The organism is Vibrio rarus (assembly GCF_024347075.1).
Classification (GTDB): Bacteria; Pseudomonadota; Gammaproteobacteria; order Enterobacterales; family Vibrionaceae; genus Vibrio; species Vibrio rarus.
Genome location: NZ_AP024900.1, coordinates 2,011,998 through 2,037,193, shown reverse-complemented (window position 1 = coordinate 2,037,193; position 25,196 = coordinate 2,011,998). Strand labels below are relative to the sequence as shown.

22 protein-coding genes are annotated in these 25,196 nt (G+C 43.4%); 8 read left to right on the top strand and 14 right to left on the bottom strand.

Annotated features, from left to right (window positions below; all coding sequences use genetic code 11):
- Nucleotides 1-61: 61 nt before the first annotated feature.
- The 3 genes from OCU56_RS09225 to cysZ form a co-directional block, all read right to left on the bottom strand.
- The gene (locus OCU56_RS09225) at nt 62-319 is read right to left on the bottom strand and encodes an HPr family phosphocarrier protein (protein ID WP_261872941.1); all 258 of its coding nucleotides are present in this window, start codon (nt 317-319) and stop codon (nt 62-64) included.
- A 246-nt stretch (nt 320-565) separates the two neighbouring features.
- Nucleotides 566-1,534: a cysteine synthase A gene (gene cysK / locus OCU56_RS09220; protein WP_261872940.1), complete on the bottom strand. Its 969-nt coding sequence runs from the start codon at nt 1,532-1,534 to the stop codon at nt 566-568.
- A 138-nt stretch (nt 1,535-1,672) separates the two neighbouring features.
- Nucleotides 1,673-2,419 (bottom strand): sulfate transporter CysZ, encoded by a 747-nt coding sequence (cysZ, locus tag OCU56_RS09215; RefSeq protein ID WP_261872939.1) that lies wholly within the window; start codon nt 2,417-2,419, stop codon nt 1,673-1,675.
- 180 nt (nt 2,420-2,599) lie between these two features.
- On the opposite strand from cysZ, the gene zipA reads away from it, so the two are divergent.
- Together zipA and ligA are read left to right on the top strand one after the other, a co-directional pair.
- A complete protein-coding gene (gene zipA, locus OCU56_RS09210; RefSeq protein WP_261872938.1) occupies nt 2,600-3,607 on the top strand; it encodes a cell division protein ZipA in 1,008 nt (335 codons plus the stop codon).
- Nucleotides 3,608-3,680: 73 nt separating this feature from the next.
- A complete protein-coding gene (gene ligA, locus OCU56_RS09205; protein WP_261872937.1) occupies nt 3,681-5,705 on the top strand; it encodes an NAD-dependent DNA ligase LigA in 2,025 nt (674 codons plus the stop codon).
- Nucleotides 5,706-5,754: 49 nt separating this feature from the next.
- On the opposite strand, the gene OCU56_RS09200 is transcribed toward ligA, so the two are convergent.
- The 4 genes from OCU56_RS09200 to OCU56_RS09185 all read right to left on the bottom strand — a co-directional run bounded on the left by OCU56_RS09200 (nt 5,755) and on the right by OCU56_RS09185 (nt 9,365).
- Nucleotides 5,755-6,207, bottom strand: coding sequence for an NfeD family protein (locus OCU56_RS09200; protein WP_261872936.1), 453 nt, complete (start codon nt 6,205-6,207; stop codon nt 5,755-5,757).
- Nucleotides 6,204-7,124: an SPFH domain-containing protein gene (locus tag OCU56_RS09195; protein WP_261872935.1), complete on the bottom strand. Its 921-nt coding sequence runs from the start codon at nt 7,122-7,124 to the stop codon at nt 6,204-6,206. The genes OCU56_RS09200 and OCU56_RS09195 overlap by 4 nt, the downstream gene beginning before the upstream one ends.
- Nucleotides 7,125-7,259: 135 nt before the next feature.
- Nucleotides 7,260-8,114 carry a co-chaperone YbbN gene (locus OCU56_RS09190; protein ID WP_261872934.1) on the bottom strand — a complete coding sequence of 285 codons (855 nt, stop codon included), beginning with the start codon at nt 8,112-8,114 and terminating at the stop codon, nt 7,260-7,262.
- A 342-nt stretch (nt 8,115-8,456) separates the two neighbouring features.
- A complete protein-coding gene (locus tag OCU56_RS09185; protein WP_261872933.1) occupies nt 8,457-9,365 on the bottom strand; it encodes a TIGR01777 family oxidoreductase in 909 nt (302 codons plus the stop codon).
- Between the two features lie 238 nt (nt 9,366-9,603).
- Between OCU56_RS09185 and yfcE the strand changes: the two genes are divergently transcribed.
- Nucleotides 9,604-10,152 carry a phosphodiesterase gene (gene yfcE, locus OCU56_RS09180; protein WP_261872932.1) on the top strand — a complete coding sequence of 183 codons (549 nt, stop codon included), beginning with the start codon at nt 9,604-9,606 and terminating at the stop codon, nt 10,150-10,152.
- 70 nt (nt 10,153-10,222) lie between these two features.
- On the opposite strand, the gene OCU56_RS09175 is transcribed toward yfcE, so the two are convergent.
- Nucleotides 10,223-10,747 carry a regulatory protein ToxS gene (locus OCU56_RS09175; protein WP_261872931.1) on the bottom strand — a complete coding sequence of 175 codons (525 nt, stop codon included), beginning with the start codon at nt 10,745-10,747 and terminating at the stop codon, nt 10,223-10,225.
- On the bottom strand, nt 10,747-11,604 hold the full coding sequence (locus OCU56_RS09170) for a winged helix-turn-helix domain-containing protein (RefSeq protein ID WP_261872930.1): 858 nt from the start codon (nt 11,602-11,604) through the stop codon (nt 10,747-10,749). The genes OCU56_RS09175 and OCU56_RS09170 overlap by 1 nt, the downstream gene beginning before the upstream one ends.
- A 253-nt stretch (nt 11,605-11,857) precedes the next feature.
- Here OCU56_RS09170 and htpG point away from each other — a divergent pair, with 253 nt between their 5' ends.
- From htpG to rfaH, 4 genes are all read left to right on the top strand, one after another.
- A complete protein-coding gene (htpG, locus tag OCU56_RS09165; protein ID WP_261872929.1) occupies nt 11,858-13,759 on the top strand; it encodes a molecular chaperone HtpG in 1,902 nt (633 codons plus the stop codon).
- Between the two features lie 169 nt (nt 13,760-13,928).
- Nucleotides 13,929-14,573 carry an adenylate kinase gene (gene adk / locus OCU56_RS09160; RefSeq protein ID WP_261872928.1) on the top strand — a complete coding sequence of 215 codons (645 nt, stop codon included), beginning with the start codon at nt 13,929-13,931 and terminating at the stop codon, nt 14,571-14,573.
- 85 nt (nt 14,574-14,658) lie between these two features.
- On the top strand, nt 14,659-15,633 hold the full coding sequence (hemH, locus tag OCU56_RS09155; RefSeq protein ID WP_261872927.1) for a ferrochelatase: 975 nt from the start codon (nt 14,659-14,661) through the stop codon (nt 15,631-15,633).
- Between the two features lie 109 nt (nt 15,634-15,742).
- A complete protein-coding gene (gene rfaH / locus OCU56_RS09150; protein ID WP_261872926.1) occupies nt 15,743-16,234 on the top strand; it encodes a transcription/translation regulatory transformer protein RfaH in 492 nt (163 codons plus the stop codon).
- 61 nt (nt 16,235-16,295) lie between these two features.
- Here the strand turns inward: rfaH and asnB are convergent, their stop codons facing one another.
- From asnB to nagA, 5 genes are all read right to left on the bottom strand, one after another.
- Nucleotides 16,296-17,960, bottom strand: coding sequence for an asparagine synthase B (gene asnB / locus OCU56_RS09145; protein WP_261872925.1), 1,665 nt, complete (start codon nt 17,958-17,960; stop codon nt 16,296-16,298).
- A gap of 170 nt (nt 17,961-18,130) precedes the next feature.
- The gene (locus OCU56_RS09140) at nt 18,131-18,967 is read right to left on the bottom strand and encodes a GGDEF domain-containing protein (protein WP_261872924.1); all 837 of its coding nucleotides are present in this window, start codon (nt 18,965-18,967) and stop codon (nt 18,131-18,133) included.
- Between the two features lie 442 nt (nt 18,968-19,409).
- Complete coding sequence (locus OCU56_RS09135; RefSeq protein WP_261872923.1) at nt 19,410-21,002, bottom strand: cation:proton antiporter family protein; 1,593 nt, start codon at nt 21,000-21,002, stop codon at nt 19,410-19,412.
- A gap of 66 nt (nt 21,003-21,068) precedes the next feature.
- Nucleotides 21,069-22,289 (bottom strand): DNA-binding transcriptional regulator NagC, encoded by a 1,221-nt coding sequence (nagC, locus tag OCU56_RS09130; protein WP_261872922.1) that lies wholly within the window; start codon nt 22,287-22,289, stop codon nt 21,069-21,071.
- Nucleotides 22,290-22,291: 2 nt separating this feature from the next.
- Entirely contained in the window at nt 22,292-23,428 is a 1,137-nt protein-coding gene (gene nagA / locus OCU56_RS09125) for an N-acetylglucosamine-6-phosphate deacetylase (protein WP_261872921.1), read from the bottom strand.
- A gap of 280 nt (nt 23,429-23,708) precedes the next feature.
- On the opposite strand from nagA, the gene nagE reads away from it, so the two are divergent.
- A complete protein-coding gene (gene nagE, locus OCU56_RS09120) occupies nt 23,709-25,196 on the top strand; it encodes an N-acetylglucosamine-specific PTS transporter subunit IIBC (RefSeq protein ID WP_261872920.1) in 1,488 nt (495 codons plus the stop codon).

Below are 25,196 nucleotides of genomic sequence, written 5' to 3'. Positions count from 1 at the left end.
TTCAACAAAGCCACTTGGTTGGCGACAACGAAGTGGCTTAGATATATGAAATGATGGTCTCTTAGTGTAGCTCATCCATAAGAGCAACGAGATGATCCACTGCTTCAGTCGCTTGCGCACCTTCCGCAGAAATTGTCACCATAGTGCCTTTAACTAGGCCAAGAGTTTGCAGTTTGAACAGGCTTTTCGCACTTGCGCTTTTGCCATTAGAAGTAACAGTGATGTCTGCATCAAACGATTTTGCTTCTTTAACAAACTGCGCCGCTGGGCGAGTGTGAAGACCATTTTCTGCAGTGATTTCTACTTGCTTCTCGTACATGTGATTTACCCCGTTGATATTAGATTATGTTTGAAGTCCAAGCCTTGATAATTAATTTTAGGCTCATGACCTTGGCTGTGTAAGTTCTTGTGACTTTTAATAACAGCCTAAATTCGTGCTTCTTTTATTTTGAAGCAAAAAATAAAGCCTAGAAATACTACCAAATGCTGAACATGAATCAATAAAAAAGCCCCTTAAAGGGGCTTTTTTGGTGAAAAATATGATTTGAGCACAGTTTTTTTGTGGTTACTGTTGATTCTCTTTTTCAGTGAAGATACCAGCAAATAGAGCGGTACTTAGGTAACGTTCACCAGAGCTTGGCAGTATAGCAACGATTGTTTTTCCAGCAAATTCAGGTAGTTCGGCAAGTTTGTTGGCAGCTACAACAGCTGCGCCAGAAGAAATACCCGCTAAAATGCCTTCTTCTTCCATTAGGCGTTGTGCCATTGTGATGGATTCGTCAGAAGTCACAGTAACAACCTTGTCAACAAGCTCAAGATCGAGGTTACCAGGGATAAAGCCAGCACCAATACCTTGGATTTTATGTGGTCCAGGTTGAACAGTGTCACCTGCGAGTACTTGGCTAATTACTGGGGATTCTGCAGGCTCAACCGCTACAGAGATGATAGCTTTGCCTTTTGTTTGTTTAATATAACGGCTAGTACCTGTAATAGTACCACCAGTACCGACACCAGAAACCAATACATCAATTTCACCGTCAGTGGCATCCCAAAGCTCAGGGCCAGTAGTTTGTTCGTGAATTGCAGGGTTTGCTGGGTTATTGAACTGTTGAAGTAGCAGTGTTGATTCAGGGTTGGCAGCAACAATTTCTTCTGCTTTAGAGATAGCCCCTTTCATTCCTTTTGCCGCTTCTGTAAGCACAAGGTTTGCCCCCAGCGCTTTTAATAGCTTACGGCGTTCAAGGCTCATTGACTCAGGCATAGTAAGAGTCAGTTTATAACCACGGGCAGCTGCGACGAAAGCAAGGGCGATACCCGTATTACCACTGGTTGGCTCAACAAGTTCAATGCCTTTTTTAAGAGCGCCAGATTTTTCTGCTTCCCAAACCATATTCGCGCCGATACGACATTTCACGCTAAAGCTTGGGTTGCGAGCTTCTACTTTAGCTAAAACGTTGCCATTGCTGACGCGGTTTAAGCGAACCAAAGGGGTGTTACCAATAGTCAGTGAATTGTCATCGTAAATCTTGCTCATGCTTTCTTCCTTGTTCGTTAAACGCTGGTAGTCTGGCGGTGAATCTTGACTGTGAATTGATTCAACCACATTTATTCTTTGATTCAAGAATATCTCCCAACTATAGAGTGATAAAGGAATAGTTGGTTATATCTAATGCTATTTTAGTTGTGGCTTAAATTCGTTCACCCACATCGCCGTTGCTCCACACACAGCCACAGGCATAACAATTAAGTTTAAAAAGGGTATCGAAGTGAAAAACGCCACCATAGCGCCGTAACCGTAGGCTTTGCTTTGTTTTTCTTTTAAACAGAGTCGCATGGTATTGAAATCGACTTTGTGATTATCAAAAGGGTAGTCACAATATTGTGTCGCCAGCATCCAACTGTGGAAAACAAACCAAATAATAGGGGCAACGGTTTGGCCAAATGCGGGAACGAGTAGTAAAACAAACAGTCCTAATGCTTTCGGGTACTGATAAACGATCTTGCGCCATTCTCGGGCTAATATTCTTGGTATATCTTTGATGAGTTCAAGCACGGTTTGATCATCTACGCCCTCAGGACTGAGCCTGAGTTCGACTTTTTCTGCGAGCAAACCATTGAAAGGAGACGCAATAAAATTGGCTAAGGTACTAAAGAAGTAGGAAAAGGTTGCTAAAATAGTGATAGCAAGTATTGGCCATAAAATATAACGTAACCATGTGAGAAATTCAGGTAACGCTCCAAGCCAGTATTCAATCCATTGATCGAGATGGCTAAATAGATAAAATAGAGAGCCACCTACTAATAGCACATTGATCAGTAGTGGCATAAATACATAACGGCGTAAGCCTGGTTTCATTGCTAACTTAAAACCTAAGAAAAAGTAGCCGATACCCGATTGAGGGGTTAAATTATGATGCATTGGGGCTTCCTGTAGCGGAGTTTGATGCTAATTAGACCTAATATAAGAAAAGCGTGCTCAAAATCACAGCATAAAGTGCATTGATTTTATTAAAAGATTCAACTCTATAACAGAGTTTTGTTAAAGTAGTTTAAGTAACTCAATCTCGGTGTCTCACCAGAGTAAAGCAGAGAGCAAAAAATGCAGGAATTGCGAATCGTATTGATAGTGGTAGGTGTTCTAGCCATTGCGGGCCTACTTATCCATGGTTTATGGACGAATAAACGAGAACAAAATGGCCGATTTTCGGATAAGCCACTGAGCAAACTCGCTGATGGTCCTATATCAGAGTCTGAAAGCGACCCATCAATAAATGCTCCTAAAACGGCAGTGCCTGCTGAAGATGACTTTGACGTGGTTAAAGTGGGTCAAAAACAGGATAAAAAAGAGCCGATTTTTTCTGGCTTTGATGAGGACATTGGTGATCCGTTATTAGAAACGGCTCAAGACGATAAATTCAGTAAGCAACACGCGGCAGAAAGCAAACCGTCGGTGACTGTGTATCCGGATGAACTGCCAACCATTACCATCAGCTCCGATGCCTACTCTAAGCATGAAGAAGAACCGTCAAGTGTCTTTATCAGTAAAGAGCCGTCAGCGCCCATTGCTCCTGTGGCCGAAGATATTCCACTGTCGATACAGGTGCAAGAAGAACAAGAGATTGATGAGCCAGTGGTCGTTACTGAGCCTGAGCCAGTAAAAGAGCCAGAAATGGAAGTGTTAGTGCTGCATGTAAAAGCGGCACACAATCAAATTTATGTTGGCAGTGATCTCTTCCCTAGTATGGAGCGAAACGGCTTACTCTTTGGACCTATGGATATTTATCATCGCCATGCGGATATCTCGGGCACAGGTAAAGTATTGTTTAGTGTCGCTAATATGCTCCAGCCGGGCACATTACAACATGATGACCCAGACACCTTTACCACTGAAGGTATCTCCTTTTTCATGACCTTGCCAAGTTATGGGGATCCAGAACAAAACTTTAAAATTATGCTGTATACCGCACAGATGATTGCCGATGATCTAGGTGGACATGTACTTGACGATAAACATGCCTTAATGACACGTAATCGTATTGATGCATTCAAGCGCCAAATTCAACAGTTTGTTCATCGCCAAAAAGCCAATGAAGTCAGCACTATCTAGCTTCCTTGCTTCAGCAAATGATAAAAAGGGCTCTGCATAGAGCCTTTTCTTTTTCCAAATTTTGAGAATTCCTATGTCAGATTCCATTCAACAGCAACACGCTAAGCTCTCTGAATCACTGCATTATCATGCGGTGCGTTATTACGTTGAGGACAGCCCAGAGATCCCTGATGCTGAATATGATCGCTTAATGCGTCAGTTGCTGGAATTAGAACAGAGCCACCCACAGTTGATTACGTTGGACTCCCCCTCTCAGCGAGTAGGAGGCGCGCCACTATCAGGGTTCACTCAGGTTTCCCATCAAGTGCCTATGCTATCACTCGATAACGCCTTCAGTGATGACGAACTGCTGGCCTTTCATAAACGGGCTCAAGACAGACTGAGTGCCTCTGAATTAGGTCCATTTAGTTGTGAACCTAAATTAGATGGTCTTGCGGTCAGTCTCATGTATGAAAATGGATTGTTGGTTCAAGCGGCCACTCGCGGTGATGGTGCCACGGGAGAAAATATTACACAAAACGTGCGTACTATCAGTGCCATTCCATTGAAATTACAAGGGGAAGGTTACCCGTCTCGTCTTGAAGTTCGCGGTGAGGTGTTTATGCCTAAAGCGGGTTTTGAGCGCATTAATCAACAGGCGTTAGCCAAAGGAGATAAACCCTTTGCTAACCCTCGTAATGCTGCCGCGGGCAGTTTGCGTCAGTTAGACTCGCGTATTACGGCAAAACGTCCTTTGGGCTTTTATGCCTATAGTGTCGGGGTTATCGAGGGTGGCGAGTTAGAACAAAGTCATTATCAGCGCTTTATTCAGCTGAAAGGCTGGGGGCTTCCTATGTGCCCTGCGGTACGTAAAGTGAATTCTTTAAATGAAGTGATAGCTTATTACCAACACATTTTAGCCACTCGAGATCAGCTTGATTACGAAATTGATGGTGTAGTGATTAAGATAGATGATATCGATAAACAGCAACAATTGGGCTTTGTAGCTAGAGCGCCTCGTTGGGCCATAGCTTATAAATTTCCAGCCCAAGAAGAGTTGACCTGTTTAAATGATGTGGAGTTTCAGGTAGGGCGTACTGGGGCGATTACTCCGGTGGCTAAGCTACAACCTGTGTTTGTGGGTGGGGTTACCGTGAGTAATGCCACACTACACAATGCGGATGAGATCCAACGACTGGGAGTCAGAATTGGCGATACGGTTATTATTCGCCGCGCCGGTGACGTGATTCCGCAGATCACGGGCGTAGTATTGGAGAGACGCCCCGAGGATGCCCAACCTATTATCTACCCAACCGTGTGCCCTGTGTGTGGTTCCGATGCTGAGCGCACAGAAGGGGAAGCGGTGACGCGTTGTACTGGTGGCCTAGTGTGTTCTGCACAACGTAAACAGGCGTTAAAGCACTTTGTATCTCGTAAAGCCATGGATGTGGATGGTTTGGGTGACAAGGTAGTGGAGCAATTGGTCGATAAAGAGATGGTGCAAACCCCAGCGGATCTATTTAAATTGAGTGCAGGTCGCATTACGGTACTTGAGCGCATGGGGCCAAAATCGGCGCAAAACGTGATTGATGCTCTGCAAAAATCAAAGCACACCACCTTGCCTAGATTTTTATACTCTCTCGGTATTCGTGAAGTGGGTGAAGCCACCGCCGCCAACCTTGCGCAACACTTTAAAACCTTAGTGGCTATCGAACAAGCGACGGTAGAGCAGTTACTTGAAGTACCTGATGTGGGCACGATTGTCGCCGATCACATCAAAGCGTTCTTTGCTCAGCAGTCAAACCAAGCGGTGATTGGTGAGTTGATTGACAATGGCATTACATGGTCAGAAATTAGCGAAGTGGCCGATGCACAAACATTACCATTAGCGGGGAAAACCGTGGTGTTAACTGGGTCGCTATCTCAGTTGACTCGCTCAGATGCGAAAGCAGCACTGCAAAACTTAGGGGCTAAAGTGACGGGGAGTGTATCGAAAAAAACCGATATCCTGTTTGCTGGAGAAGCGGCCGGTTCTAAACTTGCCAAAGCCCAAGAGCTAGGTGTTGAAGTTCAAGATGAACAAGGCTTGATAACTTTGATGCAAGAGAACGGAATGTAACGCTACGCTAAGAGCTGGGTCCTAGTGTTCTAGAGCCCAGCCCTTTGCTTTATTTCTTAACTCGTATATACAGCACAATACCTTCAACTTTGTAGACTTCTACCGTCGTTCCCGCCGCAAGATTGTGTTCTGTCATTGCCGACCAAGAAGTATCACCAAGCTTAATGCGTCCTTTACCTATGGGAAAATCTGTATCTAGGACAGTAAATTGGCCAATAAGGCTTTGCGAACGCTTGTTCAGTGTGGTTGTTTGCTCATCTTTTTGGTCTTTGCCTGTTTGATACCGCCACCACAGCCAAGTGGTGATCATGCTAAAACTGGCAAAACTCATCCACTGCATTTGCCAGCCTAGTGGTAATAAAGTCAGCAGTAAACCAACGACTAAGGCAGAAATACCTAGCCATAGACAGTAACCCGCCGTGCCCAGTACTTCAAAACAGAGTAATGCAAGACCCAAGGCGAGCCAATGCCAGTGATTAAGCTGTTGTAGCAGTTCTATCACGCGTTATCCTTGTTATTGGTTTTAAACATTTCAGCCACGCCAGCAATGGATCCCATTAGCCCTGATGCTTCTAGTGGTAGCATGATGACCTTGCCATTTTCAGCTTGGCCAATAGATTTTAGTGCATCGGTATACCCTTGAGCGATGAAGTAATTGACCGCTTGCATATCACCGGCAGCGATAGCTTCAGATACCATAGTTGTGGCGCGCGCTTCTGCTTCTGCTGAACGTTCACGAGCTTCCGCTTGCAAAATAGCCGCTTGTTTTTCACCTTCCGCTTTAAGTATTTCTGATTGTTTATGCCCTTGTGCTTTTAATATTTCAGCTTGTCTAATCCCTTCTGCTTCGAGGACTTCTGCACGTTTATTACGTTCGGCTTTCATTTGCGCATTCATCGCCGCCGTTAGATCTGCTGGGGGTTGAACATCTTTAATTTCAATACGAGTGACTTTTACGCCCCAAGGGTTAGTCGCTTCATCGACAATAGAGAGTAATCGAGTGTTGATCATGTCTCTTTGGCTGAGCATTTCATCTAATTCCATTGAGCCTAAAACGGTACGAATGTTAGTTAGCGTTAGGTTACGAATCGCATGTTCCAGTTCGGTGACTTCATACGCGGCTTTTGGTGCATCAAACACTTGTACGAAACAGACTGCATCAATAGTGACATTGGCATTGTCTTTTGAAATGACCTCTTGGGCTGGAATATCCAGAACGCGCTCCATCATGTTGATTTTATTACCGATAGAATCAATGAATGGAATGATGAGATTAAGGCCAGGATGCAGAGTTTTGGTATAGCGACCAAATCGTTCTACTGTCCAGTTACTGCCTTGAGGGACGGTTTTGATCCCAGCAGCAATTAAAACAATCGCCAAAATGATAAAAAAGGCGATGGTGATGAGGGTCGAGTTCATGCTTACTTTCCTTACAGTTAAGTCGTTGAGCGGTTACTATACCCGATTTAAGCCCTGTTCTATGTGCGGTAAGATTGAAAAAGGCGTGAAACATTCACGCCTTAATAAAAGTTTTTGTCTTGATATTCAATAAAACTAATAAAGAATTGAATATAGCTGACGGCGGTATTGTTTTGCGGTTAGGTTTTCTTGACCTAATGCAGACAGTACGTCCATAAAGGTTTTTCTTAGCTCTCCATCGAGAACCCCTAAATCTTTAGCAATAAATGACCATAACACCTCAAGAGCCTCATCGCTGCGGTTGACGGCGTGATATTGCAAGGCCAGTTCGTTGGCGACTTTGGCATTGCTAGAATCATTAGCCAGTTGTGACTCTAACCCTTGGATTTCTGGGCTGTTAGAGGCTTGTGCGTGCAACTCTAATTTGGCAATCAGCCCTTTGTAGTAGTTGTCTTGATACTCTAATGGAATGTGCGCCAATAATGCTTCAGCGTCACTAAATTGTGCCGTAGCTAATAGACAGTCTGCTTTAGCCAGTTTCACTTCCCCTTTATCTTGCAACTCTTGCTCAAGGCCATTTAATAGAGTGAGGGCTTCGCTGTATTGCTGCTCTGACATCAATGCTAAGGCTTTTTGCAGGTTTAACTCATCTTGGCTGGGTAAGTGTTTTTGCAACATGGCTTCGATAGCCGCAATAGGTTGCGGTCCTCCTAATCCATCAACGGCCTGTCCTTGATCGAACAAAGCGATAGTCGGTAGAGCTTGAATGCCAAATTGAGCCGCGATTTGTTGCTCTTGTTCACAGTTAAGAAGCGCGAGAGTAAATGCCCCTGCATATTGCTGTGCCAATTGCTGCATTTGCGGAACAAGATCTGCACTCTCTTGACTCATCGGTGCCCAGAAGTAAACAACAACCGGGGTGTTCATGGAGCCTTGCAAAATTTGTTGGAAGTTTTGCTGGTTCATTTCTACGATGAATTCTGAATGCATGGGTATGTTCCTAGACTAATAATAAGTGTGCGTAATTACCTTATAGATTGGGTTACTTTATGTAATCTCAAGGTATGAATGGTACAGATGCAAAAAACTCAGGTCATTCTCGCTAATTGGTATCATTAACGGAGTGAACCTGAGTTTCTGTAGTCTTGGTTAGTGTAAGGATTACAATAGAACTAAAACAAGAACCACAACCCCTACGCTTAACCAATTCAGCTTGTTTAAAGACATACTGTCCTCTGCAACGTGATGATTATCGTAACAGTGGTTATTTTGCACACCTTTTATTACAAAATTATGGCGATATGCCATTTTTTATCAAAACGGTTAACAAAATTAACTTGCAAGGATTTGCGCGAGTGCAGGTTGTAAGCGAGAGTAGTTAAAAGTGAAGCCCATCTCGGTTAAACGTTTAGGTTTTGCATTGACACTATCAAACAGCAAGCAACTGGACTCACCTAGTACCCACTGCATAACAAATTTAGGTGTGACAAAAAAATGGGGGCGCCCTAATAACTTGGCCAGTGTTTGGCTAAATTCTAGGTTAGTGACTGGGTGAGGGGCGACTAAGTTAAAAGCGCCACTGCAGGCGTGGGTTTCTAGCAAAAATTGCATAGCACGCACCATGTCCTGCATATGAATCCAAGGCATATATTGTTGCCCAGAACCTAAAGGCCCTCCTAAGCCAAGCTTGTAAGGGGGCAACATTTTTTCCAGTGCCCCTCCTTGAAGGCCTAATACAATGCCCGTTCTCAGTACCACTACTCGGGTACGCTGGCTGTGCGCTTGATGAGCAATGTTTTCCCACTCTTGGCAGACATAGTGTGCAAAACCGCAGGTTTTATATGGGGTGTCTTCCTCTACTCGTAATTGTTTTTGATCCCCATAGATCCCCACTGCTGAAGCGTTAATCAGTACTTTCGGTGGCGAGTCACTTTGTTTTATGAGTTGCACAAGTTTGCGTGTGATGTCCCAGCGACTGTCGCAAATGTGTTTTTTTTGTGCCTCAGACCAACGCTTGTTCACGATAGGCTCTCCGGCGAGATTGATTACAGCGTCAAAGTCTGACAAGCACGAGAGGTGATTTAAGGAGTTGATGAATTGTAAACTGTTAGAGTTGACGTGTTTTAGTTGGCGCGCAGCATTATCACAATCTCTGCTCAAGATAGTCATTTGATGAGGGATCAGTTGTTTGACCAAAGAACGGCCAACGAACCCTGTTCCACCTGTAATCAATATGTGCATACCCGCTCCAATTTCAAAAAATAACCTAAGCCACAGGTCCTGTATGGTTAACCTAAAGGGCACGCCATGGACATCTTACATGGCGACTTATAATTATAGACGGTGTAATTCGACTCTTGTATCAATCAAACCTAACCGTGTATTCGTTCTGTCTAGGTAAGTGGTGGATCCTCTGGCGCTTGGCCTATGGCATTGTTACACTTTGGCCAAATATAAAATAGATAGAGTAACATCGATAATGAAACTGTTTTTTGCTTCCGATTTGCATGGCTGCTTAACCTCCACAAAACGTGTTATAGAGGCTTATAAAGCGTCTGGTGCCGATCACTTTATTTTACTAGGTGATATCCTCAATCACGGACCAAGAAATGCCGTTCCTGCTGACTATGCTCCAGCCAAAGTGGCGGAGCTTCTTAATGAATATCAACAAGATATTATATCGGTTCGCGGTAATTGTGATAGTGAAGTGGATCAGATGTTGCTTGAGTTTCCCATGATGAGCGACTTCGCATTGGTGTTGTTAGATGGGGGAAAAAGGCTCTTTTTAACTCACGGTCATTTATACAACCAAAACAAATTGCCACCCCTGAAACGCGGTGATGTGCTTGCCCATGGGCACACCCATTTCCCGGTTGCTGAATGTATGGGTGAGTACACACTATTTAATCCAGGCTCAGCCACGTTACCTAAAGGGGGCAATGTGGCCAGTTATGGTGTACTGAGTGATAATCAACTGCAGGTAGTGAGCTTTAGCGGTGATGTGTTAGCACAAACACACATTGAGTAGCGTGAGAGAGAAACCATAAAGGAGATAGAGCCTCCTTTATGGTTATAGCAATGATGGACAACGACGGGGCTTATAGCTCCATCGTTGACACTAATACTCGAGAGCCGTGATCTAAACTGGTCAGCAAAATCGAGTTATTGTTAATGATGTCAACTCGACGGCTTTGTTGGGCATCGGTCAATAACACTTGTTTGATGATATTTAAGTGAGCTTCACTAAATTCTTGGTTATCAATGGCTGATGATTGTTTAAAATCTTTCAGATCGATCAGTAAGTAGTTATCACTTAATTGCCAAGAGCCAGATTCCGTTATATTGAGCGTATGGGGGCTGTTCTTGGTCGTGCCAAATAATTGAATACGAGATACACGCATGTATTCACCATTCGGCCAATACTTGACGTTAGAGGTAATGTTGACTTTTCGCAGCTTGCCAAGTTTTTTATCTGCTTGTTCTGAATGCACAAAAGCCACTAAGTGAGTTTGCCATTCACGAGCAGTAAGCACTTGCTCTATTTTGACATTACTGCCCCAGAACAGCCATCCACTAATCACAGTCGAAATCGCGAGTAAGATCAACGCAACACGTTTATTCATTATTGGTCGTCCTCCTCAGCACAAATACCCACTAAGTCTTGTTGGTTTGCCACTAATCGTATGGTGGTATTTTCCGATGTATGTGTAGGGCCATGAATGTAGCTCAAAAAGAGTTGCTGAGCTTGACTGGCCGTCGCAATCACTTCTACTGGGGTTGCATCGTTTGGGTGCGCATTTATATAGTGGCTGACGCAACTGTTAATACTGTCTACCCACTTACTTAAGTCTGGATGGCCTTCGGTAGTGTTAACGGGAATACCATTGACTACCGTTACTGCACGAAATTTGGCCGGCGCAGAGTTAGGGGTGATTAACGCAATAATAGGCAGCAGTAATGCTATGACTAATATAATTCGTGTATTGGTGTCCCAATGGGTCCAGAAAGCGGGTTTCTTGGTATTTGGTAACGGGCTTTCTGTCTCTGCCTCTTTCAATTGTAATTTGCTGATAGAAGCAAGAGCGTGTTGATCACCCATAGACGCTGTGATTAGCGCTTCTTTTTGCGTGGTAGCGGAGGCTTGTTCAACAGAGGAAATGAGTTGATAACCACGCTTTGGTACCGTTTTTATAAATTGGGGTAACTTGGTTGAGTCTTTAAGTACTTTTCTTAGAGTAGAAATGGCCTGAGTGAGGCTAGAATCATCAACTTGAAAGCCTTGATCACGCCAAACAAACTCATGCAGTTGGTCACGGGTGACCACTTCATTTGCATGTTCGCATAATAAAGTAAGGATTCGGCTTTCATTACTACCAAGTCGCACCAAACTATCGTCATCTAGTTGATCGATAAGAGAGTTACTATTTGGATCAAAAATATATTGCTGGGCTAGTATGTATTTAATACCGATTTGGCTCATTTATATCTTCTTTGATTTTCGCAAATATGCTTCATGCACCATCACACTCATTCCCTATGAAGTATGAGATAAATCGTCGTTTTGAACGAATATCCGGCATAGCATAATAAAATTTCTTATAAAAAACAGTTTTTTTATCCTAATTAACCTTGAATTTGTCTAACTGACCCCTATCTCATGAATCATAGGTACAAGTAATACATTATATGCATACAAATGCATTTGTGAATAACATGAAAGATATGGAGTAAAAATGAGCGAAACTGCATCAGCGAATAAAGAAACGCGAGGTTTTCAATCAGAGGTTAAGCAACTGCTTCACCTTATGATCCACTCACTGTATTCAAATAAAGAAATCTTCTTGCGTGAGCTTATTTCGAATGCTTCGGATGCTTCGGATAAACTGCGTTTTCAAGCGTTATCTCAGCCTGATCTCTACCAAGGGGAGGCCGATTTAGGCGTTAAACTCTCTTTTGATGAAAAAACCAATACTTTAACCGTTTCTGATAATGGCATCGGTATGACTCGTGATGATGTCATCGAGCACTTAGGTACTATTGCGAAGTCAGGCACTGCGGAGTTCTTCTCTAAGCTATCTGAAGACCAATCTAAAGATTCACAGCTAATAGGTCAGTTTGGTGTGGGCTTCTACTCGGCATTTATTGTCGCGGATGCCGTTACCGTGCGCACTCGTGCTGCGGGCCTTTCTGCTGAGCAAGGGGTGCAGTGGCACTCTGCGGGTGAAGGGGATTACACCATTGAAGACATCACTAAGGCGTCTCGTGGTACTGATATTATTTTGCACATGCGTGAAGAAGGTAAAGAGTTCCTATCTGAGTGGCGTTTGCGTGATGTGATCAGTAAGTATTCTGATCATATTGGTATTCCTGTGTCTATTTTGACTCAGGTGACCGATGACGAAGGTAAAGCAACGGACGAAACCAAATGGGAGCAGGTCAATAAGGCTCAAGCTCTTTGGACGCGTGCTAAGTCTGACATTGCCGACGAAGAATACCAAGAGTTCTACAAGCATGTTTCAAGTGATTATGCTGATCCGCTATTGTGGAGTCACAACAAGGTAGAAGGCAAAAACGACTACACTAGCTTGTTGTATGTGCCATCAAAAGCCCCGTGGGATATGATGAACCGTGATCATAAAAGTGGTCTTAAACTTTATGTACAACGCGTTTTCATCATGGATGACGCCGAGCAATTCATGCCATCCTACCTACGCTTTGTGAAGGGTTTGATCGACTCTAACGATTTACCATTGAACGTGTCTCGCGAAATCCTACAAGACAACAAAGTGACTCAATCACTGCGCAATGCTTGTACTAAACGTGTGCTGACTATGCTGGAAAAACTGGCTAAGAAAGACAACGACAAGTACCTTTCTTTCTGGAAAGAGTTTGGCCTAGTGTTAAAAGAAGGCCCTGCAGAAGATCATGCCAACAAAGAAAAAGTGGCCGGTCTATTGCGTTTTGCATCAACGGAAGTGGATAGCAATGAGCAGTCTACTAGCCTAGCAGGCTATGTTGAGCGCATGAAAGAAGGTCAAGATAAGATTTATTACCTAACGGCCGATAGTTATGCTGCTGCCAAAAACAGCCCTCACCTAGAGCAATTTAAAGCAAAAGGCATTGAAGTGGTCTTAATGTATGACCGCATCGATGAGTGGCTAATGAACTACTTAACTGAGTTTGATGGTAAGTCGTTCCAGTCCATCACTAAAGCGGGTCTTGATCTGAGCCAGTTTGAAGACGAGCAGGAAAAAGAGAAGCATAAAGAGACCGAGGAAGAGTTTAAATCGGTTGTTGAGCGCACCAAAGAGTACTTAGGTGAGCGTGTTAAAGAAGTCCGTACCACATTTAAGTTGGCAAATACTCCTGCAGTCGTTGTTACTGACGATATGGAAATGGGCACGCAAATGGCCAAACTATTAGAGGCTGCAGGTCAAGCAGCACCTGAGGTTAAGTACATTTTAGAGTTAAACCCAGAGCATGATGTGGTGAAACAGATGGCCGATACGGCAGATGATATTGCCTTTGGCCGTTGGGTTGAACTGCTATTAGGTCAAGCAATGCTGGCGGAGCGTGGTTCTTTAGAAGACCCAAGTCAATTCCTAAGCGCTGTCAATCAGTTGCTGGTTAAATAACCGATTAACGGATTATAAGCAAAGCTGAACATTAAGCCTAGAATTATGCTAGTATTCTGGGCTTAATCATTATCAAAGCCAATTTATACCAAAACTGGCAGTAGAATCTGTGCTTTCAGGATGCTGTTTTGGGTTTCGGTATAAAAAGAATATTCAAAGAGGAAAAACAATGCGCATCATTCTTTTAGGTGCTCCTGGTGCAGGTAAAGGCACTCAGGCTCAGTTCATCATGGAAAAATATGGTATCCCACAAATTTCTACTGGTGACATGTTACGTGCCGCGATCAAAGCGGGAACTGAGCTAGGCAAAAAAGCTAAAGGTGTAATTGATGCAGGTCAATTGGTTTCTGATGACATCATTCTAGGTCTTATCAATGAACGTATTGCACAAGACGACTGCGAAAAAGGCTTTCTACTTGATGGCTTCCCTCGCACAATCCCACAAGCTGACGGCCTAAAAGAAATGGGCGTTCAAGTGGATTACGTGATTGAATTTGACGTAGCTGACGATGTAATCGTAGAGCGTATGGCGGGTCGTCGTGCTCACCTTCCATCAGGACGTACTTACCACGTAGTATTCAATCCGCCGAAAGAAGAAGGCATTGATGACGTTACTGGTGAAGCGTTAGTCGTTCGTGATGACGACAAAGAAGCAACCGTTCGTGCTCGTTTAGACGTATACCACACGCAAACGGCTCCACTGGTTCAATACTACGGTAAAGAAGCAGAAGCAGGCAATACTCAGTACTTGAAGTTCGATGGTACTAAGCAAGTTGCAGAAGTGAGCGCTGACATCGAAAAAGCACTCTCTTAATTATTGCTTATTGATACACGAATTTAGATACTAGAAGGACGACCTTAGGGTCGTCCTTTTTTTATTGCTTAGATGTCAGGACGTTATGGAAAACCAATCTAAAATAGGTGTATTGCTCGTTAATTTAGGCACTCCCGATGAAGCCACAACCAAAGGGGTAAAGCGCTTTTTAAGTCAGTTTTTGCATGATAAACGTGTTGTGGATATGAACCGCTGGTTATGGTGCCCGCTTTTACATGGCGTGATATTGCCGGTGCGTGCCCCTAAGGTTGCTAAGCTTTATCAGGGGGTGTGGATGAAGGAGGGGTCACCTTTGCTGGTGCACGCTAAAAGACAAGTGGCTAAGCTAAAGCAGGCCTTGTCTATTCCTGTGGAATTGGGGATGACATATGGTAACCCCAGTTTATTGGTGGGGATGCAGTCATTGCTTCAGCAAGGGGTGCAAAAGGTGATAGTTTTGCCTTTATATCCGCAATATTCGGCCACCACAACGGCCGCCGTGGTGGATGGCCTTAGTGTGGCATTCAAACAAATGACGGTCGTCCCTTCGTTTGAGGTAGTAGGTGATTATCATGATCACCCTCTGTACATTAAAGCCTTAGCAGACTCTGTGCGCCGTTCTTGGCAACAAAGAGGGCGCGGGGAGTATTTGTTGTGCTCTTATCATGGGATCCCTAAACGGTTTGCTGATAATGGCGATATTTACCCGCAGCACTGCGCGAAGACCACCGATTTGTTAGCCAAAGAGTTAGGCTTAAAGTCTCACCAAATAGGGATGACTTATCAATCTCGCTTTGGTCGAGAGCAGTGGTTGCAACCTTATACTGATAAAACATTACAGCAACTGCCAAAACAAGGCATAAAACAGTTAGATATTTTGACGCCGGCGTTTTCGGCAGACTGTTTGGAAACGTTGGAAGAGATCTCCGTTGAATGTAGTGAGGTTTTTATTCTGGCAGGGGGAGAAAAATTCAACTATATTTCTTGTCTCAACGACAGTGATGCCCATATTAAATTGATGGCTAGTTTAGTTAATGACCGCATACCGTACAGTGATTGAGCACTCGTGCCTTGTTGGATATTAAGTCGGTGAATGAACTGATAGAGTATATACAATGAATCTGTAACCGAACAGGAAAGGGTACAGAGAGCTGTTTAGGGGTAAGGTGATGAAACGTTGGTATTTATTGTATTGTAAGCGAGGGGACCAACAGCGGGCACAGTTGCACCTAGAAAATCAAGGTGTTGAAGTGTATTACCCTAAGCTCATTACAGAGAAAGTGATACGCGGTAAGCGTACACAAAAAATGGAACCCTTGTTTCCTAGTTATATGTTTATCCAGTTTGATTATGAACAGGGCCCGTCATTTACCACGATACGTTCTACTCGGGGTGTGGCGGATTTTATTCGTACTGGACAATATCCTACGGAGTTGCAAGGTGACCTCATCTTGACTTTAAAAGACCTCGAAGACGGGCAACAGGTGATTGAATCAGAGATGCCAAGTCAGGGGGATTGCGTGGAGATTAAATCAGGTCAATTTGCTGGGGTTGATGCTATTTATCAAGAGCCTGATGGGGATAAACGTTCCATTTTGTTAATTACCTTGATTAACAAAAAAGTGGAAGTAGTGGTTGATAACCAAGATTTAGGTTTGTAATGATAAGTAAAGGGCGCTAACTCAGTTAGCGCCCTTTATGTCTTTTATGAGTAAAACCGTATTAGTAGGCTTCGTTGTGAATGGACTTCACTGCACGACCGGATGGATCGGCGTTGTTTTTGAATGACTCATCCCACTCAATCGCTTTTGCTGATGAACACGCAACGGAAGGTCCACCCGGTACACATTCTGCTGCCGATGGTAGCGGGAACAACTCTTCAAAGATTTCACGGTACACGTAACCTTCTTTGGTTGACGGTGTGTTGTACGGGAAACGATATTTAGCCGATTCCATTTGTTGATCGGTGACTTTCGCTTCGGCCACTTCACGTAATGTATCAATCCAGCTATAGCCAACCCCATCAGAGAATTGCTCTTTTTGACGCCAAGCGATGGATTCTGGAAGGTAATGCTCAAAACACTCACGTAAGATGTGTTTTTCCATTTTTCCGTTGCCACACATTTTGTCTTTAGGGTTTAAGCGCATTGCTACATCAATGAACTCTTTATCAAGGAAAGGTACTCGACCTTCAACGCCCCAAGCGGCCAAAGATTTGTTGGCACGAGCACAGTCAAACATGTTCAAAGCCAGCAATTTACGTACCGTTTCTTCATGGAACTCTTGTGCGTTTGGCGCTTTATGGAAATACAAGTAACCGCCAAAGATTTCATCTGCACCTTCACCAGAAAGCACCATTTTGATCCCCATCGCTTTGATTTTACGTCCCATTAGGAACATAGGCGTAGAGGCACGAATGGTAGTCACATCGTAGGTTTCAATATGGTAAATCACATCGCGAATGGCATCGAGACCTTCTTGAATGGTGTAGGTCATTTCATGGTGAACGGTGCCAATTTGGTCGGCCACTTCACGAGCGGCGATAAGATCCGGCGCCCCTTCAAGACCCACAGCAAAAGAGTGCAATTGTGGCCACCATGCTTCTGATTGGCTGTCGTCTTCAACACGCATTGCAGCAAAGCGTTTAGCCACGGCTGAAGTAATAGAAGAGTCAAGACCGCCAGACAGTAGTACGCCATAAGGCACATCTGTCATTAGTTGACGTTTAACCGCCGCTTCAAGGGCTTCAGTGAGCTCTTCTTTGCTGGTGGAGTTGCCTTGTACTGCGGCATATTCGTTCCAATCACGTACATAGTATCGTGTGGCTTCTTCAGAGGTCGAATCTAGGTAGCTACCTGGAGGAAATTCACTGACTGTTTTACATACAGGAACCAATGCTTTCATCTCAGACGCTACGTAGAAGTTACCGTGTTCATCATGGCCTTGGTAAAGAGGGATGATACCAATGTGGTCGCGACCAATTAAATAGGTGTCTTTTTCTTCATCATAAAGAATAAAAGCAAAGATACCGTTCAGTTCTTCAAGTAGATCCACACCTTTATCTTGGTAAAGAGCCAGAATCACTTCACAATCCGAATCTGTTTGGAATTCATACTTGCCTTCATAGCGAGCACGAATTTCTTTATGGTTATAAATTTCACCATTCACCGCTAAGATCAATTTCTTATCTGAACTATACAGTGGCTGAGCACCACTATTTAACCCAACGATAGCTAAACGCTCGTGAGCTAAAATGGCTCTTTCTGATGAATAAATACCAGACCAATCCGGCCCACGGTGGCGAAGTTTCTTCGACATTTCTAACGCCACAGGGCGAAGTTTGTCTGCATCAGTTTTAATGTCGAGAATCCCAAATACCGAACACATGTTTATATCCTTACAAATTCATTTCGTATAAGTTCAATTTGCCACTGTTGGCAGAAAAAGCAACCCACTATTCAATATTTAAATAGCAAAAGGTAACTTAACCCGAATGATATTTAATCAAACGGTCTTTTAGGTTGATATTGTTTATCAAGTGAAGAAAAAGTGAACGCTTACAAGGGGGGAATGCTAAATCCATCGCGTCCCGATGTTTTGACTTTATATAAAGCCTGATCAGCTTTTTCAAAAAAGGTCAGCCGATTCATAGTGTCAGGGTCAAACTCACAGCCACCGATACTAATGCTGACCTTAGGTTGTATCGGGTGTGGCAGATTCAGATCAGAGACAGCCTGTAGTAGGCTTTGTGAAATGGAGATTAAGCCACTATGACTGGTGTTGGGTAATAGAATGACAAACTCTTCACCACCAAATCTCGCTACAGTGTCAGTTTCACGGCGACAAGTTTGGTCGAGAGTCGTGGCGAGTGTTTTTAAGTATTCGTCCCCAATGTGATGCCCTAGTTTGTCATTGACTACTTTAAAGTGGTCGACATCGATAACCAGCAAGCCAAGAGGAGAGTGAGCACGAGAAGCACGATTAATTTCTTCAAGTAACTGGTGATCAAAATAGCCTCTATTATACAGTCCGGTCATTGCATCACGACCAAGAAGAACTTGCAGTTGCACTTTTTGCGCTTCTAATTGCATCATCTGCATGGTGATTTTTTGTTTGGCTTTACGCTGTTGTTGGTTGTGAGTAAAGTTGCGTAACTGAGTCGTGTAATGATCCTGCCCGAGATAAAGTAACCAACTAATAATCATTAAATTAGAAATCAGCAGGTGATGGCTTAAAATCTCAGTGTGCTTGTGAGTATACATAACAAATAGGTAGCCACATAAAATGCTACAGCCATAGATAACGATGATTTCTCGTTTGCGTAAAATAGTCACTTTTGCTAAAGCAGTAATGATGATGATCGATACTGGGGCTAAGGTGAATGAGTGACTCATTAGGGTTGCATGAAATAATGCCAAAACACAGGCGATTAAAAACAAACACAGTATGTTGTAGATATTTTTAAGGGGCAGTCTGGCGATAATAAACCAAGTTAACAAACAAAAAATGGGCGCAGTATACAGGAGATAAAACCGAAACTCTTGTATGTCCTCAAGAGAGTTGAGTAATGCACTTTTGGGTATCCACATTTGCATAATAAAACCAAATCCGAATAGATATAAAGCGACTATAGGCAACCATGTATGTAATTGCTCACGATTATGCTTAGTTATAACAGTTAGAAATTTAGACTTTTGTGCTTCTGAGAGTTTTTTTAGCACCGTGTCCTACCTGTAAGGAAAAAGATAACCTAAGAATAGTATACCCAATGACCTTAGTAGAGGAATAGCAGATATTCTTAGGTTGTATACAAATTTATTTTTCAATAGTTTATCTTCAATTTTTTTCATTATAAAACTGAGGTGATAAAGTGTCACACACATGACGAGCAAAGCCACTTCCAGCTTCACTATAGATATCAAAGGCTGCGTCAGCACCAAGCTCAATAAATTGCTCCACTTGGTCTGGGTATTCAGCAATAGCAGCTACTTTCCCTGTATAACCTCTTAGCCTTAACTGCTCTAACGCAAAGCGGTTCCCTTGGTTATTCGGGATCGCCAGTAACACTAATTTTATTTGATCAATATGTTGCACACGTTCCCAAAAGTCGGAGTCTGTGACATCGCCACACAAGGTATTGCGACTCGCTTGTAAATGTTGGCCTGTGGTGTCTTGGCGTATCTCTATGCCGAGACAAATATTACCGTGACGTGCAGTGAGTTCATCATAAGCACCAGTACCAATACGCCCCATACCCAACACCATCACTTGCGCTGGGCCGACACTGATAAATTGGTCTCGAATATTAATTGTGCAATCACTGCGTTCTTTTAGCCAAGCGGCACTGTAGCGATATATGCGATTACTAAAGCGGTTTAGGGGCGCAGCAATAATAAAAGAAATGGACACCGCCAATGCGATGGAAACCATAATATCTCCAGAGATCCATCCTTGCTTATAGGCCAGTCCACCGACGATTAAGCCAAACTCGCTGAAGTTAAATAAAGTGAGAGAGGCGAGTAGCGATGTGCGAATACGAAACTTAAAGCGATCTAAGATAATGTAATAGAGGAGGCCTTTTACCGGTAATAGCAACATAAATAGCAGAGCCAGAATTAAGCCTGCCATGGTCGGTTGTTCAGAAAGGCCAATATTGAGAAAGAAGCAAACAAGCAACATCTCTTTTAGATTAAATAAAGACTTAGACAGTTCGGATGCTTTTTTGTGCCCAGCCAGTAGCATGCCAAGTATTAGCGCGCCAAGATCGCCTTTAACCCCCACTAATTCAAACAGTCCTGCTCCCGCCACTAAAGCAAAAAAGATACCGCAAAGTACCAATAACTCGCCGTGTCCCACTTTATCTAATATTTTATAAAAAACCGGTCGAGCTAAAGGGAGCGCGAACAAAAAGAGGGCATACCATTCGGGAACTTTCCCGGTTGATACGGTGAGAAAGGCCACCGCAAAGATGTCCTGCATAACCAAAATACCAATGGCGATGCCACCATAGGTGGAGTTTAACTCTCCATTATCTTGTAAGGCTTTAATGGCAAAAACGGTGCTAGAAAAGGAGAGCGCAAAACCTAAGATAATTAATTGTGCAATGGACATGTCGGCAAATAAACTGACGCCGATCACTTGCAGAGCGATTAAGCAAAGACTAAAAAAAGCGGTAGAAGCAAGATTATGTAAGGTGGCTCCTCCCCAAATTTCTTTGGACAGTAAGATTTTTACATCCAGCTTTAAGCCAATAGTAAATAGAAGCAGGGTGACGCCAAGATCGGCGATGTGGTTGATGGTTGAATTACTTTCAAAGCCGAATGCATTCAGTGTAAAACCTGCAAGTAAAAAGCCCACTAAAGGGGGCAAATTGCACTTTTGGGCGATAAACCCCGCCAAAAAAGCGCCGCAGATGAGCATGATTTCCATTTATTACCGTCTCATTGGGTTGAGGGACTACGCTCACTCAACCGCTACGAGACAGCAATGATTGAATTAATGCGTTGAGTCCATTAATTTTTGTAGCAATACGCCATTTAACATGGCTCGTTTTATCATGGCAAAAGCCCCCATAGTAGGGAACTGCTCTAGGTCAGATGAAACAATAGGAAGATCCTTGTGAAAAGCGGTTAAAGATTGGCTATTCACGTTCCTTTGGATCGCGGGGAATAATACCTCTTTTGCTTGCGTGATATCACCAGCGATAACAATTTTTTGCGGGTTGAACAGGTTTATTACAATTGCAATGGCTTTTCCTAACTGAACCCCAACACGCACAATACTTTGTGTGGCTAAATCATCACCCATAAGAGCATGCTTGCAGATGATTGGAATGGTAATATTGGCTTCATCGGCTAAAGTCGAATCGTAACCACGCGCGAGGCGAGCTTGAACACCTTTTAAAATGGCAGGATTAGCGGCGATGGTTTCTAGGCAACCAAAATTGCCACATTGACATTGCTCACCTAATGGATCTACTTGAATGTGGCCAATTTCGCCGACATTGCGATTGGAGCCTAAAAAGACGTGTCCATCGGCCATTATACCCGCACCTGTCCCTCTATGGACACTAATCAACACGGAATCTAAGCTGTCTTTGGTCGCTCCAAAATAATGCTCAGCCAGTGCCATAGCTCGAATATCATTACCCACAAAACAGCCGATATTAAACTGCTCAGATAATATTTGTCCCAAAGGTAGGTGGTCAATTTTAGTGTGGGGCATATAGTGGACTTCACCCTCATCTGGGTTGACCAACCCAGGCAGGACGACACCAATAGCAATCAGATTGTGCGCAATTAATTCATTACTGGCTTTAAACAGCTTAATTTTGTCAATCAGTTGGCGGATTAATTGCTCTTGGTCACTGTATTGAATCGCCGACTCAGATTTTGACAGTATCTCGCCACTCAAATCGTGTAAGGATAATTGAATGTAATCTCTTCCTACTCGCACAGCGATAGAGTGAAACTGCGTCACTTGTGTGGTGAGAGAGATAGCGCGTCGCCCACCGGTTGAAGCTTGATGAGCCACTTCTTGAATTAAGTTATGCTCTAAAAGCTGACGAGTGATTTTAGTGACACTCGCCGGTGCTAAATGGCTCAATTCTGATATTTTGATTCGAGAAATTGGCCCTTGTTGGTCAATGAGTCGATAAACAGCGGCACTATTTAATTGCTTTACTAAATCTACGTTGCCAATTTGTCCGCCTGTCATAATTATCCCTGTATATACTGGCCGTTTACTACGGTCCCTTGTACATTAAAATTGTTATCGAAAATAGTAAGGTTTGCGATCATACCTGATTTTACGCGACCCAGTTTGTGCTGCATGCCAATGGCTTTTGCTGGATAGAGCGTCGCCATACGCAGTGCTTCATCCAGTGAGATACCTACATGTTTAACGCAGTTCTCTACCGCTTCAATCATAGTTAACGCTGAACCACCTAATGTACCATCTTTACCTACGCATTTGCCATTTCGAACATAAACGGTTTTGCCGACAAAGTTAAATTGTTGCATATTTGCTCCGGCAGGTGCAGTGGCATCCGTTACCAGTATGAGTTTATCTTGCTTAAGTCGGTGCGCAATGCGGACATTGGCGTAGTCAATATGATGACCATCAACAATAATGCCGGCGTACACATCATTTGTGTCGAATACGGCACCCACAACACCAGGCTCTCGTCCTGTCATTGGCGTCATGGCATTAAAAAGGTGAGTGGCGAAGGTGATGCCTTCTTTGAAACTATCCCTAGCTTGTTGATAAGTAGCAGCTGTATGTCCTATGGATACAACAATACCTGCATTGGTTAATTGTCGTATATGTTCAGGCTTATTTTGCTCCGGAGCTAAGGTGACTTTTGTGACCCATTGCGCATGTTGACAGATAAAATCAATCATTTCATTGTCGGATTGGCGAATGTAGGACTCGGTATGGATACCTTTTCTAGCAAGGTTGAGATAAGGCCCTTCTAAATGTAAGCCTAAAGACAGGTGCTCATGTTGCTGGTGGAACTGTCGTTGCGCTTCAATGGCGTTACGCATGCTTTCATCGGAGGAGGTGATCAAAGTGGGTAAAAAACTAATGCATCCCGATTTAAGGTTAGCTTGATGCATAGTGTGTATGGTGTCGGCTGAGATTTCGTCATTGAACATCACACCACCACAACCGTTTAACTGCAGGTCAATAAATCCAGGGCTAAGATTGGCTCCTTGCAAATCGATACATTGCATCTCAGAGTCCAGTTGTTGCTCTGGGCAAATCATGCTGATTTGTTGGTTATTGACCACAACTGCGTGGTTATAAAGAGTATCGCTTCCCGTAAATACGGTGCAATTCGTTAATGCATACATACTTGCTGCTCTTATGTTGAAAGTGGTTGATAGTGTCTGTTTACATTTCTATTTAGTCATTATGAGTATACTGGAAATGGTAGTTAATTTTAATATCGAAATAAGTTTTATGATCGAGGTAACAATATCATCCCCTTTTCGCTTGTTGCTATGACACTGCTCACGTTTTATGGGGTTTTAATTTGCGACGCAAAATTATCTCATTACTATGATTAGGACTAAATTAATTATTTAAAAAAAGTTTTAAACTTATTGTCTAATTCCTCAGGGGAGAATTAACGTGAATATTCTTGGATACTTTCAGAAGGTAGGTAAGGCACTGATGGTGCCGGTTGCTACGCTACCAGCAGCCGCTATATTAATGGGGATTGGTTATTGGATTGACCCAACAGGGTGGGGGGGCAACAGCGCCTTTGCTGGCTTCTTAATTAAAGCTGGGGCCGCCATAATTGATAACATGTCATGGCTATTTGCTGTGGGTGTGGCTTACGGCATGTCTAAAGATAAAGACGGTGCTGCCGCTCTCGCCGCACTGGTCATGATGTTTGTTGTGACAACCTTACTTTCGCCAGGGGCTGTGGCGCAAATCCAAGGTATTGGCATCGATGCTGTATCCCCAGCGTTTGGTAAAATTGAAAACCAGTTTGTGGGTATATTAGTTGGTATTTTATCAGCAGAAATATACAACCGTTTTTGCACAGTAGAGCTGCATAAGGCTTTGGCGTTTTTCTCTGGTAAACGTCTAGTGCCTATCTTAACTTCCATAGCGGGCATCGCTGTATCATTTGTTTTGATGTATGTGTGGCCGGCTATTTATGACGCTCTGGTTCATTTTGGTGAATCTATCCAAGGTATGGGGTCAGTGGGTGCGGGTATCTACGCCTTCTTCAACCGTTTACTGATTCCTGTAGGGCTTCATCACGCATTAAACTCAGTATTTTGGTTTGATGTTGCCGGCATTAATGATATCCCTAATTTCTTAGGGGGAGCAAAATCATTAGATGAAGGTACTGCCACTGTTGGTGTAACGGGTATGTATCAAGCGGGCTTCTTCCCAATTATGATGTTTGGTTTGCCGGGTGCTGCATTGGCGATGTACCACACTTCAAAGTCTAAAAATAAAGCGAAAGTGGCGTCGATTATGATTGCAGCAGGCTTTGCTGCATTCTTTACCGGTGTTACTGAGCCTCTTGAGTTCTCGTTTATGTTCCTAGCACCGGGACTGTATGTTCTGCATGCGGTACTTACCGGCATCTCAGTATTTATTGCTGCGCAAATGCAGTGGATTGCAGGCTTTGGTTTCTCAGCAGGTCTTGTGGATATGGTGTTGTCGAGTCGTAACCCGCTAGCGAAAGACTGGTATATGCTGATTCTGCAAGGTTTTGCATTCTTCGGTATTTACTATGCGGTGTTCCGTACCGTCATCCTTAAGTTTGGTCTTAAAACACCAGGTCGTGAAGATGATGAAAGTAGTGCAGTTGCCGGTTCTGAAAATACTTCTGAGCTTGCAAAACAGTACCTAAAAGCACTCGGTGGTCACAGTAATATTAGCTCTATCGATGCATGTATTACCCGCCTACGTCTTACTCTTAATGACACAAGCATCATTAGTGAGAAAGTATTGAAAGATCTTGGTGCGATGGGCGTCGTCAAACTGGGTTCTAATAACGTTCAAGTTATCTTAGGTCCTCTGGCTGAAATCATCGCCGGTGAGATGAAAAACGTGCCTATTGATACAGACCTAACAACAACAGAGCTTCCATCTTAA